The sequence below is a fragment of the Butyrivibrio sp. ob235 genome (genome assembly GCF_900109475.1).
Taxonomy (GTDB): Bacteria; Bacillota; Clostridia; order Lachnospirales; family Lachnospiraceae; genus Butyrivibrio.
In genome coordinates, this window is sequence record NZ_FOBE01000001.1 from 548094 (window position 1) to 562797 (window position 14704).

A 14704-nucleotide genomic window follows, 5' to 3' on the forward strand; every position below is an offset into this window, starting at 1 on the left:
TTACTCTTTTTTCAATTCCAGGATAGCCTGATATGCAGCCTTCTGCTCAGCCGCTTTCTTGGTACGTCCTGACCCCTCTCCCAATTTTTTATCGCCCACATAGACCGCAGACTCGAATATTTTATCATGCTCGGGCCCTTTTTCGCCACAAATTTCATAGCGAAGCTCCAAACCGTTGTCTCTCTGCACCATCTCCTGAAGCACAGACTTGCTGTCATAAAAAATCTGCTTCTCTTCGGGATTGTCCAGTATAAATTTCTCAATATGAGCTATAGCAGCTTTAATTCCGCTGTCGAGATAAATAGCACCTATAATAGCTTCCATTACATCAGAAATAATGGATTCCCTGTATCTTCCGCCGGTAGCCTCTTCGCCCTTTCCGAGAATGAGGTATTTTTCAAGGTGAATACTGCTCGCACAATATGCAAGCGCAGGCTCACAGACCATAGATGCTCTCATCTTGGTCATCTCGCCCTCTTTCTTATCCGGGTATTTCTTATAAAGATAGTGACTGGAAACAAGTTCAAGTACAGCATCTCCGAGGAACTCAAGCCTCTCGTAATCTCCCCTTTTATTTATCTTCTGCTCGTTTGCATAGGAGCTGTGTGTAAGCGCCTGTAAAAGCAGATTACTATCCTTAAAATGATATCCGATACTCTCCTGTAATTCGTTAAGTTCATTCTCGCCTATCATAATATTCTCTCCTTAAACAAACAAAGTGATATGACGCAAAGCAAACATCGCGGGCTCTGCTCCATATCACCTGATTGTTGTTATTATAGTCTGTCAGCCTTCATTTCTGGCTTTTTTCAGAAGCTCAACCGCCTCGCCTACTGTTGTGATCTTCTCTGCAAGTTCTGCATCAATTTTCACATCAAACTCGTCCTCTATGCCCATGATGATCTGGAATACATCGAGTGAATCAGCTCCTAGATCGTCAGTGAAGGTTGAGTCCATAGTGATCTCATTTACATCAACATTAAGTACGCCGGCAATTACTTCCTTAAGCTTTTCGAATTCCATAACTTTTCCATCCTTTTTACATATTATTATGCGATCAAAAACGCATATCATATCTGTGTTCTAAAACTATAATACTATTCACGGTACCTTTACAAGTACTTTTTATACATCAGGTATCTGACAAAATAGATTCCTTGATTTTCTCGGCAATATTCTGCTCCTTAAAGGTTACACACTGCAGAATACTGTTCTTAACCTCTACGGCCTTGGCACTTCCGTGGGTCTTAACAACAAGTCCTGTAAGTCCAAGCATGGGCGCACCGCCGTACTGATTCATATCGTAATCCTTCAAAGCATCCTTCAGCGCCGGTTTAATAAGCAGTCCTCCGATCTTTGCTCTTAAGGAACTCATAAGTCCCTTCTTAACTACTTTGAGGAGCGCAGTTGCAACGCCTTCATACATCTTAAGTATTACATTACCGGTAAAGGCCTCACATACTATTACATCCGCAACACCGTAGGGGATATCCCTTGCTTCAACCGATCCGATGAAGTTTATATCAGGGCAATTCTTAAGGAGCGGGAAGGTCTCTTTAACCAGCGCGTTGCCCTTCTCCTCCTCAGCACCGATATTTACGATTCCAACTCTGGGATTTTTAATCCCACAAACATTCTCCATGTATACCGAACCCATCTTTGCAAACTGTACAAGATGAGAAGGTCTTGCATCAACATTGGCACCGCAATCAATCAGAAGAGACACTCCGTTCTCTGTAGGAATAAGCGGTGCAAGAGGTGATCTCTCAACCCCCTTAATTCTTCCTATAATAACCTGACCACCGACAAGTGTCGCACCAGTACTTCCGGCAGAAACATATGCATCACACTCACCGTGTTTTACAAGGAACATAGCCTTAACTATAGAAGAATCCTTCTTAGTTCTTATTGCCATAACCGGAGGCTCAGCCATCTCAATGACTTCCTCTGCATTTACTATCTCGACTCTGCTCTCATCATAAGTATATTTAGAGAGTTCATCCTTAATTATCTGCTCTTTTCCCACAAAAAAAATCTTAAGTCTGTCAGATTCCTCAAGAGCATCCACGGCGCCCTTAATTATCTCTCCGGGTGCATTGTCGCCACCCATGGCATCCAGCGCCACTTTTACAAGCTCAGCCATAATTCCTCCTCTATATACCACGGTTTATATCTGACTAAATCTTGTCGGATGTCCGTTTTTGTAGTGTCGTACAAAATACGCACGCCAACAAAAAAGACTCCGCATAAAAAATAAGTTTAAATAATCCATAAAAATTCTACTAAATAAATATAAAAAAAGCAACGAACCGAATTATAAAAAACTTTTACATATAGCAAAAGCCCGAGACCAAAATGATCTCGGGCCAAATATGCTTAAATAATTAAAATCAATCCTCGTTAACCACAACGCTCTTCTTGTTGTAGTAGCCACATTTCTTGCAAACCTTGTGAGGCTGCATAAGCGCGCCACAGTGGCTGCACTTAACCAGTGTGGGAGCAGTCATTTTCCAGTTTGCTCTTCTCTGGTCTCTGTGACCCTTGGAAGACTTATTCTTCGGGCAGATAGACATTCGGTAACACCTCCTTACAGCGTTCATATCATGAACCATAAATGGTCATTTAGCATTTTTCAACACACTCTTGGTATTATAAGCATATAATCCGCAGTTGTCAACGATAAAATTATAATGTATTATCACCGTCTCTTCCACCTATTATAAATATGAAAAAATTATAAACGGAAATACATCCATTATAATTAGCAATTGGCGTTAAAAGTTTAGCATTTTTTTAGAATTATTTATAAATTATTCGTGTTATAATGAATTTCATAAAATAAAATTTTTCCTATGAGGAGGAGAACCAAATGAAGAAACTATTAAAGTATTTGTCTCTCGCAATGATGCTCTCATTGCTGCTTGTACCTGCAGTTAAGGCAAAAGCTGCACAGGCTGTAACAACGCAGTCAAGAACAGACACTTCGGTAACTGTATTATGGCCGTCTGCCGCAGGAGTAACATACAAGTTGGGTGTCGGCACAAGTGCTGACGATGCAAAAAGCAAACTGGCTGATATAACTCCAGGTACTTCCGGAACAAATTGCACCTATACCATCTCAAATCTCACACCCGGAACAGTATATACGGTATTAGTTCAGACATCTACTGATAAAAAAGAGTATATAGATTATGCTACCGGCACTGTACTAACCTTACCCGCAGTACCCAAAAACATTAAGCAGGACTATTGGAGAGCTTCCGATGAAAAGACAGTTTTCTCATGGGAGTGCGACGGAAATGCTACCGGATATCAGCTCATTCTCAACGATGGTGTTGATCAGGTAAAGAAAGAAACCAATGAGAAAAAGTACACATATAACTGTGACGAAGATGCTACAAAGCTTGACGTTAAGATTCGTTCATTTGTAAAAAGTGACAATGAGACACTTTACAGTGATTGGTCAGAAGTTTACAGATGCTTTGCACAGCCTATGCTCAAAGAAAATGATGACGGATATGCAATTAGCGTAGTAGGCAACAAGCTTAAAATCGAATGGGAAAAAGAGCCTCGAGCAAACGGCTACGAGATTTATGTTGGATCAAAGAGAAATGGTCCCTTCAAGAAAGTTAAGACCATAAAGAATAAGAACACAACAAAGGCAACCTTGTCTAAAGACAATAAGAATAAGAAGTTCAAGAAGAACAAGGATTATTATGTTTATGTTCTTTCCTTCAGAAACGACAATGGTAAGACTACAAGATCAAGTTCAACTTATCTGTATTTCTACCACAAGGGCGAAACATATATGACACTTAAGAAATAACATACACTGACAACTGAATATTGAATACATAATTTCAGGGGCTGTTTCATTGAACAGCCCCATTATTTTTTGAATATTTAAGCTTTCACCATCGACTCTAGTATCTTCACATAAAGATCGTGGAAAGTCAGAATATTTTCTTTATCAAATATCTCTTCCACATACTCGAGTTCCGCATCAAAACCGCCGTCACCATATTCATTCTCAAGAAGTTCCAGCTCTAGGCGTGCACTGGCAGCAGAATACGGATCCTCCAGTTCAATGAATTCCGGTCCCAGTTCATCGAGCTCATCCGCATTAATTCCAAGCTGCAAATTGACCTCCATTGGATCGGAATTAAATGCTGAATCAAAGCCCGTGAAATAGTCATAGGAACAATGAGCTATGCCCTCTCCGATCTGGCGTTTAACTTCAAAAAGTAGGTCTGACGGATTATCATACTTCGAAACATCAACACCCACAGGAAGGTTCTTAATAAGAAGTCCTACGGCATGCTCCGCTTCAGGAGACAATCTGTCATTATATATCCAGTTGCACATTACCTTATCTTCTTTTTCATGCTCAGACAAAGCTACAAGTGCGCTTGTAATAGCCATACACGAATGAGTAACTCCCCATTTCTCCTCTGCCTTTTTGACCTGCTCAGCATCAAAATCAAGACGCACCATTCTTCCGGCAGAAGAATTCTTATTGGACTTATGATCCGGTGTAACGATTATCTTAAAGCCCTCAGCATTCTTTCCGTACTGAGCCTCAAAATATTCCCTGTCAGCATCGTAGATTCCCTTTTCACGCCCAAGTGCTGCATTCTCAAGAAGTGTAAAATAGAAATCTCTTTTAAGCTCCCTTCCATAATAAGCATCTGTCACATCCTGAAGGAGCACGCCAAGTGATCCTCCATCCATAAGCAGGTGATGAACATCCAGGAAGAAGTAGCTATGCTCACCGGTTCTGAATACTCTTGTTCTAAACAAACAGGATTTCAGGATTTTCCTAAAAGGAACGACAAGCGTCTTAGCAAGTCCGCCTATATCACTCTCCTCAATATCTTCCACAGTTACTCCCGGGAATATGGAAGGATCATATCTCTGCTGAAGCTCACAATCGTCATTGTACTCAAAAACAACACACAAGCCCGGATGATTCCTGATAGCCGTGTTAACAGCATCGCATAACTTATCGGCATCGATTTCTTTACCAAATCGAACCAGTATATGCATGTTGCTCCACATCGAAGAACCGGGATTATAGAGCTGATAATCAACCATCTTAATCTGCATTGAAGACAAACCATAGGTCTTTGTTCTCGCCTTGTCGTCAATTTCTACAGGGTCTCCCATCGAACTTCTGGAATTAACAACAAGAGCTATTTCCTTCGGAGTCTTCTTCTGGAAAATGTCAGCTGCGGTAAGTCCATCTATAGCAACCTCCGAAAGAACCGCCATCGCCTTTAACGAATCTCCGCCAAGTTCAAAGAAATCATCCGCCGTACCGATAGAGCCTGTCTCAAGCGATAGAGCCTTCTCAAATGCCTCGCATAGCTTCTTCTCAACCTCATTCTCGGGAGCGACATATTCAGCCTGAAGCTCGGAAGCATCAGGAACTGGCAGAGCTTTTCTGTCAATCTTGCCGTTAACCGTAAGCGGCATATCATCAACCCGCCTGAATACCTGTGGAACCATGTATTCCGGAAGTTTCCCCTTTATAAATTCCTTATATGCATCAATATCCGGTCCGTTCTCTGAGTCTGCACCGGTTGCCACTTCGCAGGAATAATAACCTGCCAGAAATTCCTTGCCACCCGTCTTAATTACCCTGACAGCTGCTGCCTTAATTCCTGCAAATTCGGACATGACCTTCTCAATTTCATCAAGCTCGATTCTAAAGCCGCGAAGCTTGATCTGATTATCTATTCTTCCGAATATACGAACCTTACCATTATCCGCCCAGGAACAGAGATCACCGCTGTGATATGCCTTCTGTCCCTTATGCTCGAAAAATGCAGCCGCAGTCTTCTCGGGAAGATTCACATATCCGCGTCCAACCTGGTCACCTGCTATGATCAGTTCTCCTCTAAGTCCTACAGGCAACTCATTTCCGAATTTGTCAAAGATATAAAAGGCTGTATTAGCTATAGGATTACCTATCGTTACATTTGCGGGATCATCGACAACATCTGCAGAGCATCCCATAGTGCACTCTGTAGGTCCGTAAACGTTCAATATTACGCTATCATCTCGAAGGCTCCTGAGGTTGTCGTACAAAGGAGCAGGAAATGCCTCAGCGCCTATGTCAAAGAAAGTCAGATTCTTAATAGCATCCCTTGATACCGGTATCCCAAGAAGGCTTGAAAGATATGTAGGAGTGCAGGTAATACCGTTTACACCATTTTCATTAACAAGCTTTGCGAAAAGCTCAGGGTCATGTATCTCATCCTCAGTTGCAATCACTACCGTGTTGCCGTTAGTAAGCGGAACAAACTGCTCAACCACGGAAACATCAAAGGAAAATGATGCCAGAGCAAGACATACCCTGCCCTCATCAGCATAGTTCATTATTTCAACGGACTTCTCATTTCTGTGGCAGTAATTGAAAATATTTCCATGTTCAATCATAACCCCCTTAGGTCTCCCGGTGGATCCGGAGGTATAAATGCAATATGCCAGGTCATGTCTATCGGACTTGTACGGAGTGAAAGCACCCTTATTAACATTCCCGGTACCGGCCTCGACTATTTCTTCCAAAGTTACCACTTTGTATCCATTGTCACAAAGCCCCTCCCTGGCTTCTTTAATTTCCCCGGATGTAACCAGTATAGGAATCTCAGCATCCTTCATGCAAAAATCAATTCTTTCATCAGGATACTCAGGAATGAAAGGCACAAAAGCTCCACCGGCCTTTAATATTCCATTTTCAAGGGCATAGACATCGATCGACCTATCCAGGAGAACTCCCACAGGCACATCTTTTCCCACTCCAAGGCCTGATAAGAAGCATCCGATGCTGTCCGATAACACATCCAGTTCTTTAAAAGTAAGGGACTTTCCGTTACAGATTACCGCTTTCTTATCAGGAGACTTCTTGGCATAGGCAGCAATCTGCTCATGCACAGGTACAAACTCAATAGGAAAAGCCGTCTCATTAAATCCTGAAATCTTCTCTTTTTCGGCATCGCTCATCATCACGATATCGCCGATATTCTCACATTCAAGAAGCCCTTTTGCCACAATAAAGAGATGATCGGCAAAGATCTTGATCCACTTCTCGGAGAACTTCTCATTTCTGTACTCAATAGTCATGTTGTAGAAGCCATCGGTAGAAAACAGCTGAATCGACATGCAGCCTGTGACCATGCCTGTATGGTAATGTTCCATAAAGTAAGAATTGCTCTTAAGGAGCTGTTCTCCTCCGTCTTTTCCCATCTTATCCGTAAAAAGATCCCCCTGGAAAATGAGCTCCACATCCTCATTTACCGGACAGTTTTTTAACACCTCATCAAACGAATAAATATCATTGCTCATATTGGCAAAGATCTGTTTACTTACATCTGACAGAAAGTCTTTTACGGATTTATCCCCGGTAAGATCTCCGTATACAGGAATTCTCTTTATCAGAGTGCCTATTGTATTCTCCATTTCGCTTAATGATCTCCCGTTATAAACCATGGAGAAAGAAACCTGGTCGGAATATAAATACTTTCCAAGAAGGATTGCCATAGCACCCATGAAAAAGGCGCCTTCACTTATCTGATTTTCAAGGCAGAATTTCTTAACTGTCTCTGCTTTAAGAGTACCTGGTTCATATCTGTAGTTCTGACTGACACCGGGCGTAAGAGGATGGTTAAGGTCTCCTGCAAGCGGATCGATTCCATCCATTTTGGCAAATAGTTTTTTATAATAATCTGCTGCCTTATCATGAGCACCATTCTGAAGAAGCAACTGTTCATATAAGCCTGCCTGCTGAACCAGGAATCCATCCTTTTGGAGCTCAGTTCCATGAATAGCCCTGTTAAGATCTGATATAATGAGACTAATAGATGTTGCATCCGATGCAATAAGGTGTGTCCTAAGAATCAGATAGCAGCACTTTTCACTCTTATAAACAGCAAAATTAAACAGCAGATTATCAAGTACCTTAACCACCGGCATGTAGCTTTTTAAAAATGTAAGTCTGTCCTCATCTTTTCCTTCAAATACAGGTACTTCCACCTTGGCATCAGGGACAAACTCAGAATATGGAAGCTCATTTTCCCTGCATCTGATCATATATTTCATCGAAGGGTGAGCATCGAAGAGCTTGTGCACGGCATCAATAATCCGGTTCTCATCAATCTCAGGGGCCGCTTCCATCATATACTGCATAGTATATGTTTCTTTATTCCCTCCCGTAATTCCTTCAAGATAAATTCCAAGTTGAGTTTTCGTAAGAGGATATTCATCCCTGTCAAGCTGTGGAATACCTAGCTTGTCTCCGGAATTCTCTATAAAATCAGCAAGTTCCCCCGGAGTGGGATGTTCATTAACATCGCCGTATGAAACAGAATATCCCTCTTCAGATAATTTGGATAAAAACTTCGTTACACTAAGAGACGTGCCTCCATATTCGAAGAAATCCGCATTCTTTCCAAGACCATCCATACATAGAACAGTCTCGAACAGGTTGCATATCTTTTTTTCAAGTTCCGTCTCCGGAGCAACATAATCACTTCTGTTAACTGTAATGGGCATCTCAAGAAGCTTGACACGATCAATCTTCTTGTTTGCATTAAGCGGCATTTCATCAAGATAGACAAAAGCAGAAGGAACCATATAAGCAGGAAGTTTGACCTTCAAAAAATCCGAAAGTGTATTTTTTGTATACTCCTCTTTAGCTGTGTAAAAGGCTGCAAGGAAATCCTCTGCCCCGTTATTTCTCATAAGGACCTTACACTGCTTAACTCCCTCAAACTCACGCAATACGCTCTCAATTTCTCCAAGTTCTATTCTCTGCCCATGGAGCTTAACCATATCATCTTTTCTTCCGACAAGATGGTATTCCCCCGTACTATCCTTAAATGCAATATCTCCTGTTCTGTAGTATCTTTCTCCGTCCAGTACCGTAAATGAAGACTTATTTTTCTCATTATTCCCCTGATATCCGACAGTAACTGCAGGTGAAGCAACAAGAAGTTCACCGTTTTCATCCACTCTTAGCTGATTATGATTATCCCCTTTGCTGTCTACAATATAAGCTGTAGCCATAGGCAGAGGTTTTCCTATGCTTATCTTCCTATCCTCAGAGGTAAACAGCTTGCATACTGAAATTCCATTTAATTCCGTGGCGCCAAATCCGTTAATTATGTGAATCCAGGGATTAATCTTAAAGACAGCCTCCATTACACTTTCATCCATGACTTCTCCAGCCAGGAACAGAATATCAAGAATTGCCAGAGCAGGTTTTGTTCCCTTTACATCAAGAAAAGTTTTAATAAAAGATGGCGTAGCAAAAACACTCTGAACCTCATATTCAAGCATCTTTGAGGCAAGCACTTCCATATCCCTGTAATCTTCTTCAGGAATAAAAAGGACACTTCCGCCGTTATATAGTATCGCATAGTCTAAGAGCGACATAACAAACGATATCTGGGTCACGGCCATAGTAAGCTTCTTGAAATTGTAATATTCAAAAATCGGGCAATCTCCTGTCTTGGTGTTTACTATATACGCGTCTGCGTAGGCAGTATTTCTTACACCCTTAGGCACCCCCGTAGAGCCTGAAGTATAAATGATATGAGTAAGTCTGTCTCCCTTTATCTTCGGAAGTTCCTTAGGTTCTCCTTCGTAGGATAAAAGTTCTTCAACAAAGAGAACTTGAAAATCCATATCCTTAAGTCCATCTTTTCTGTCAAGAATTTCTTTGGTTGTTATAAATACCCCGGCACCGGCATTTTTCAGGCAATAGGCTATTCTCTCTTCCGGGTATTCATCAGTCATTGGAATATATGCAAATCCGGCGCGAACTATCCCAAGTTCCAGTGGGAAAACATAAGATTTTCTGTCAAGAAGAAGTCCTATAGGGGTACCCTCTTCCATCTCACCACACTTTGAAAGAATCCCATAAGCCGCCTTATCAGATAATTCATCAAGGTTTCTGTATGTAAGTATCCTATCCTTGGCAATAATAGCTGTCTGATCAGGTATACTTTGCGCATTTTGTTTGATCTTATCAGGAATAAAAACCATTTTGGAATACTCTTTTGTCATTATCAGCACCTCTCGATCTTTACATTTTTCTGACTCATTACATATTTCCCAACTGTTATACAGATATATCTTTCCTATATCTTGTTTTATTTAGAATAACCACTATTACGATAGTAATAATTTCCGCCACCAGAGCTGTGTACCATATCGAGTCTTTACCAAATAAGTAAGGAAGCAGATAAACCAGTACTATCGGCATAAAGAAGCTTCTTGTAAAAGCAATAATCGCAGACGAAAGTCCATCCGATATTCCTGTAAAAAATGATGATGAAAACATATTTACTCCGGAAAGGAGAAATGCCGCTCCGCAAACTCTGAGTGCATAAGTGGACATATCTGCAAGAACCGTATCATATCCCACAAATATCTGTGAAATCAGAGGGCTAAAGACCATAGATATCGCCAGCATAATACTACCCCAGATCAAAGAAAGTTTTATTCCCTCATTACGAAGCCTTGTAAGCTCATCATAGTTTTTCTCTCCAAATCTATAACCGAAGACAGGAATCATTGCTATACCAAAGCCCATAAATACAGCATAGAATATTCCGGTTACATATTCCGTAACGGCATAAGCAGAAACGCCTCTTGTTGCAAGAAGAGTAATGAGTCGCTTATTGAAAATAATAGCAACAACTGCATAAGAAACAGCATCAACCATCTCAGAGGATCCGTTGCCCAGAGCCTGTCCGATATAGTTCACATGAATCTTAAATGAAGTGAGGTGAAGGTTATGCTTTTTATCAACAAAATAGCGAACCGCCACAACCAGGCTGACGCACCAGGCAATGCCCGTTGCAACAGCAGCACCGGTTAGTCCAAACCCCAAAATTCCCACGAACAGGAAATCAAGTATTATATTAGTTACAGCATTCACCACAGAAACAATCAGTCCAAGCCTTCCCTCATCGGCAGTAACCAGGTACTCCTGAAAGGCATAATTCATCATCTCCGCAGGCATAAAAACTGCCAGTATTCTTCCGTATGCAGCACAATACGGAACAAGTTCATCAGTTGCACCTACTATTTTCGCGATCTGTGTCATGAACACAAATGCCACCGCAGACACGATAGTACCAAAAATAAGAAGAAAAGCACTGAGCATAGACATTGTCTTTCTTGCTTCTTCGTCCTTTCCCTCTCCGAGCAAAGCTGCAATAATAGCGCTTCCGCCTGCTCCAACCACAAGTCCCAAAGACATCAAAAGGGCCAGAGGCGGAAATATCATATTTTCGGCAGCGAATACTTCCTCACCGAGAAAATTGGAAATAAAATAGCCGTCGACAACCTGATAAGTGTTATCAACCAGCTGCATTCCAATACAGGGAAGTGAAAACAGAATCATTTTTTTCAGAGTGAATTTATCGGAAATTTTAATGGTTTCTTTCATAATAATCATCCCGTTTTTAGAGTTGTCTGTAACAAATTAATTTTACAACACGCAGGCCTGATTAGCTCCTTAAATTTATCGTTTTTATGATAAATACTTTATTAAAATTTTATAAAATCAAAGTTTTTTAATAATAAAAGGCTCATAATATATCCATAGTCTCATATACTTTCGCAATAATAATTGTCATATGTCAGGAGGATGAAAAATGGTTACAACAAAGAAGTTTCTTTCTACACTTTTCTCATGTGTTCTAGCACTATCATTTATTATTTCTGCCAATATAAAAGTTACAGCAGCTGAAAATGTCAACGTCCTTCCTTTTACCAGTCCGCTTAATTACGCAGACAGCAGCAACTGGCTATATGATGGTATCGGCGATGACAAACCTGTTGACGTCTTTATAGTTGCACCGTCAGTAGATGTTAAAAGTGAGATCAATTCGGCGATTACGCCCGGATATAAAAAGAGCTTCAGAAATGCCATGAATCAACAGCAGGCCCTCTATGCATATACCGCAAAACTGTATGCACCCTATTACAGACAGGCCGCTTTGAAAGCCTATGAATATGATCCGATAACCAGGGAGAAGATACTTGCCAATGCATATATAGATGTTTCGGCATCCTTCAAATATTATCTTGAGCACAAGAATAACGGCAGACCTATAATCCTTGCTGGCTTTTCACAGGGCGCAGATATGTGCTACAGACTTCTTCAGGAATATTATGGAGGAGATAGTGAAAGGGCAACATCTCTTAGAAATAACCTTGTGGCAGTATATGCAATCGGTTGGAATATGACAGAGGATATGGTACAGAAGTACCCTCAGATAAAGCCTGCCACAGGCGAGCTTGATACAGGCGTTGTAATAAGCTATGACTGTGAAGACGGGAATGTAACAGACAGCGTCATCACTCCAAAAGGAACAAGAGCCCTCTCCATCAATCCGTTAAACTGGAGAACAGACAGCAAAGTGGCAGATAAAAAACTCAATAAAGGCAGCGTTACGCAGGATTCTTCCGGTGCGATAACCTCCTGCACAGTTGGTGCCTATGGCGCATACATAGATCCCGAAAGAGGTACTTTGATCGTCACAGGAATTGACACCAATCAGTATCCTGCAGGATTATCCATATTCCCCACCGGCTCACTTCATCTTTATGATAATTTCCTGTTCTTTGTTAATCTTCAGGATAATATACAAAAAAGAACCACTGCCTTTCTTGAAAGATAAAAGCTTACTCAAACGCATCCTTTAGTCCTTCTGCCACAAGATTTGCCGATATCATTAATAGGACAAGCAAAATCATAGGCGGAATAAGTGTATATGGGTGGATCAGGCAATTATCAAAACCTTCGGAAATAAGTCTTCCAAGGGAGCAGCTTCCAACAGGAAGTCCAAGTCCCACAAAGCTGAGGAAAGTTTCAAAAAAGATTGCCGTTGGGATGGACACCATAAGTTCAGTTACCAGGGATTCAAAAATATTGGGAAGTATTTCCCTGAACAAAATAAAGAAATCGCCCGCTCCAAGTGTTCTGGCAGCGAGAATATATTCCCTGTCCTTAAGCTTAAATACCTGAGCTCTGGCAATAATACTCATCTCCATCCAGCCAGTCAGCATAATAGCTATGATAATAGAACTGATACCGGGCTTAAATACCAGCATCAAAAGCGTTACAACCACAAGGGTGGGAATACTGCTAAGCACGTCCACTATTTGTTGCATGATTAGATCTGTCTTTCCACCTATATACCCGGATATCATTCCGTAGTTCATACCGATAACCAGTGAAATCATGCCTGCTGCCAAGGCAATAAGAAGAGACACCTGCATGCCTTTGAAGCATCTCGAAAACAGATCCCTTCCCAGCTGATCGGTTCCAAATAAATAGGCCGTGTCATCTATGGAAAGTTCTTCATATTTATTAACTGTTCTCTCTCCAGTTGTATAAGGTATTCTCTCCGAGCCGTTTAAAATTCCGGGTATCTTAGGAGCTACAAAGCTTCGATCCGGATTCTGTGCATCTATCGCTTTTCCCGAAAGAGCAGGAATAAGTATACTGGCAAGAACAAGTATAGTTAGTGTAATAAGCCCAAACATTGCTGCCTTATTCCTCTTATATCTTCTGAGCGCAGTTTTAAACCTTCCTTCACCCGAGAAGGTAGTATCTATCTCCATATCATCAGTTCTGACCGCCACTTCAAAATCTTCCGCAGTAAAACCATCCTCATATTTTTCGATTGCCATAGTTCTACCCTTTCTTAATCAAGCTACTTTTAGCCGGCTCTGTTATTACTTACCGGCACCTCCGGATACTCGTATTCTGGGATCTATAAGTCCATAAACCAGATCCAGAACAAGTCTTGCAACCACATATATAACCGCATAAACAAAACTCAGTGCTATTACCACGTTGTAGTCATTAGCTGTTATTGCGGTGGTAAGAAGCGCCCCAATTCCCGGTATGGAAAAAATTCTCTCTGTAACGAGAGATCCCGTAAGAAGTGAAACCAACAGCATTGCCATCACCGTTATTACAGGAATCATTGAGTTACGAAGAACATACCCAAACAATATCTCTTTCTCCGAAATCCCCTGACTCCTTGCAAAGAGCACATAGTCTGACTTAAGAACCATAGTTGCTTCATCCCTTGTGAACTTCATAACAACTCCCATAACGCCTATTGAAAGTGCAATCACAGGCATAATGGAGGTTCTTACCGGAATTCTGAAATCATATAGAAGAGGCAAAGCTTTCCATCTAAATCCGACATAATAATTCAGTAATATAGCAAAAATATATGAGGGAACAGACACTCCAAGTATACTGATTATCATGCATATTACGTCCATGGCTTTTCCTCTGTTAAATGCTGCAAGAAAGCCAAGTGCAAGCCCCGCAATGCTTCCGATAAGCATTGCCGCACCTCCTACCTGCATGGAAACCGGTAGTCTTGTGCTGATAAGCGACGCAACAGGAGTATTAACCGAAATGCTGTAGCTATCACCAAAATCCCCATGAAGCATATTTATCATATATACTCCAAATCGGTATATGACAGGCTTATCCAGCCCATAAGCTTCATATAGCACCTGCTTTTGCTCTTCGCTTAGCTTCTCATCGTTAAACGGAGATCCGGGCATCAATTCCATAAGCATGAATAGTAAAAAAATTATAAGGATAAGAGATAAAACTGATATCAATATTTTTTTGATAGTATATTTAACCATTTTTCTCTCC

Annotated in this window: 10 protein-coding genes; 2 read left to right on the plus strand and 8 right to left on the minus strand. The window is 41.1% G+C overall.

From position 1 onward, the window contains the following. From rnc to rpmF, 4 genes are all read right to left on the minus strand, one after another. Positions 1 to 693 (minus strand): ribonuclease III, encoded by a 693-nt coding sequence (rnc, locus tag BMW61_RS02365; protein WP_091819586.1) that lies wholly within the window; start codon positions 691 to 693, stop codon positions 1 to 3. A gap of 93 nt (positions 694 to 786) precedes the next feature. Then, the gene (gene acpP / locus BMW61_RS02370; RefSeq protein WP_022760223.1) at positions 787 to 1023 is read right to left on the minus strand and encodes an acyl carrier protein; all 237 of its coding nucleotides are present in this window, start codon (positions 1021 to 1023) and stop codon (positions 787 to 789) included. A gap of 109 nt (positions 1024 to 1132) precedes the next feature. Next, entirely contained in the window at positions 1133 to 2143 is a 1011-nt protein-coding gene (gene plsX / locus BMW61_RS02375) for a phosphate acyltransferase PlsX (protein ID WP_022760224.1), read from the minus strand. A 247-nt stretch (positions 2144 to 2390) separates the two neighbouring features. After that, complete coding sequence (gene rpmF, locus BMW61_RS02380; protein WP_022760225.1) at positions 2391 to 2573, minus strand: 50S ribosomal protein L32; 183 nt, start codon at positions 2571 to 2573, stop codon at positions 2391 to 2393. 296 nt (positions 2574 to 2869) lie between these two features. Here rpmF and BMW61_RS02385 point away from each other — a divergent pair, with 296 nt between their 5' ends. Beyond that, positions 2870 to 3826 (plus strand): fibronectin type III domain-containing protein, encoded by a 957-nt coding sequence (locus tag BMW61_RS02385; RefSeq protein WP_091819587.1) that lies wholly within the window; start codon positions 2870 to 2872, stop codon positions 3824 to 3826. A 77-nt stretch (positions 3827 to 3903) separates the two neighbouring features. Here BMW61_RS02385 and BMW61_RS02390 read toward each other — a convergent pair whose 3' ends face one another. Together BMW61_RS02390 and BMW61_RS02395 are read right to left on the minus strand one after the other, a co-directional pair. Continuing rightward, the gene (locus BMW61_RS02390) at positions 3904 to 10068 is read right to left on the minus strand and encodes a non-ribosomal peptide synthetase (protein ID WP_091819588.1); all 6165 of its coding nucleotides are present in this window, start codon (positions 10066 to 10068) and stop codon (positions 3904 to 3906) included. A 55-nt stretch (positions 10069 to 10123) separates the two neighbouring features. Then, positions 10124 to 11458 carry an MATE family efflux transporter gene (locus BMW61_RS02395; RefSeq protein WP_175475069.1) on the minus strand — a complete coding sequence of 445 codons (1335 nt, stop codon included), beginning with the start codon at positions 11456 to 11458 and terminating at the stop codon, positions 10124 to 10126. A gap of 208 nt (positions 11459 to 11666) precedes the next feature. Here BMW61_RS02395 and BMW61_RS02400 point away from each other — a divergent pair, with 208 nt between their 5' ends. Further along, positions 11667 to 12695: a DUF3089 domain-containing protein gene (locus tag BMW61_RS02400; RefSeq protein ID WP_022760229.1), complete on the plus strand. Its 1029-nt coding sequence runs from the start codon at positions 11667 to 11669 to the stop codon at positions 12693 to 12695. A gap of 4 nt (positions 12696 to 12699) precedes the next feature. Here BMW61_RS02400 and BMW61_RS02405 read toward each other — a convergent pair whose 3' ends face one another. Together BMW61_RS02405 and BMW61_RS02410 are read right to left on the minus strand one after the other, a co-directional pair. Then, complete coding sequence (locus BMW61_RS02405; protein ID WP_044958355.1) at positions 12700 to 13710, minus strand: ABC transporter permease; 1011 nt, start codon at positions 13708 to 13710, stop codon at positions 12700 to 12702. A 45-nt stretch (positions 13711 to 13755) separates the two neighbouring features. Further along, entirely contained in the window at positions 13756 to 14694 is a 939-nt protein-coding gene (locus BMW61_RS02410; protein ID WP_091819591.1) for an ABC transporter permease, read from the minus strand. Positions 14695 to 14704: the final 10 nt, after the last annotated feature.

Excerpts from the sequence above, each read along its gene's own strand:
- rnc (WP_091819586.1), bottom strand. The coding sequence starts at position 693 with ATGATAGGCGAGAATGAACTTAACGAATTACAGGAGAGTATCGGATAT.
- acpP (WP_022760223.1), bottom strand. The coding sequence starts at position 1,023 with ATGGAATTCGAAAAGCTTAAGGAAGTAATTGCCGGCGTACTTAATGTT.
- plsX (WP_022760224.1), bottom strand. The coding sequence starts at position 2,143 with ATGGCTGAGCTTGTAAAAGTGGCGCTGGATGCCATGGGTGGCGACAAT.
- rpmF (WP_022760225.1), bottom strand. The coding sequence starts at position 2,573 with ATGTCTATCTGCCCGAAGAATAAGTCTTCCAAGGGTCACAGAGACCAG.
- BMW61_RS02385 (WP_091819587.1), top strand. The coding sequence starts at position 2,870 with ATGAAGAAACTATTAAAGTATTTGTCTCTCGCAATGATGCTCTCATTG.
- BMW61_RS02390 (WP_091819588.1), bottom strand. The coding sequence starts at position 10,068 with ATGACAAAAGAGTATTCCAAAATGGTTTTTATTCCTGATAAGATCAAA.
- BMW61_RS02395 (WP_175475069.1), bottom strand. The coding sequence starts at position 11,458 with ATGAAAGAAACCATTAAAATTTCCGATAAATTCACTCTGAAAAAAATG.
- BMW61_RS02400 (WP_022760229.1), top strand. The coding sequence starts at position 11,667 with ATGGTTACAACAAAGAAGTTTCTTTCTACACTTTTCTCATGTGTTCTA.
- BMW61_RS02405 (WP_044958355.1), bottom strand. The coding sequence starts at position 13,710 with ATGGCAATCGAAAAATATGAGGATGGTTTTACTGCGGAAGATTTTGAA.
- BMW61_RS02410 (WP_091819591.1), bottom strand. The coding sequence starts at position 14,694 with ATGGTTAAATATACTATCAAAAAAATATTGATATCAGTTTTATCTCTT.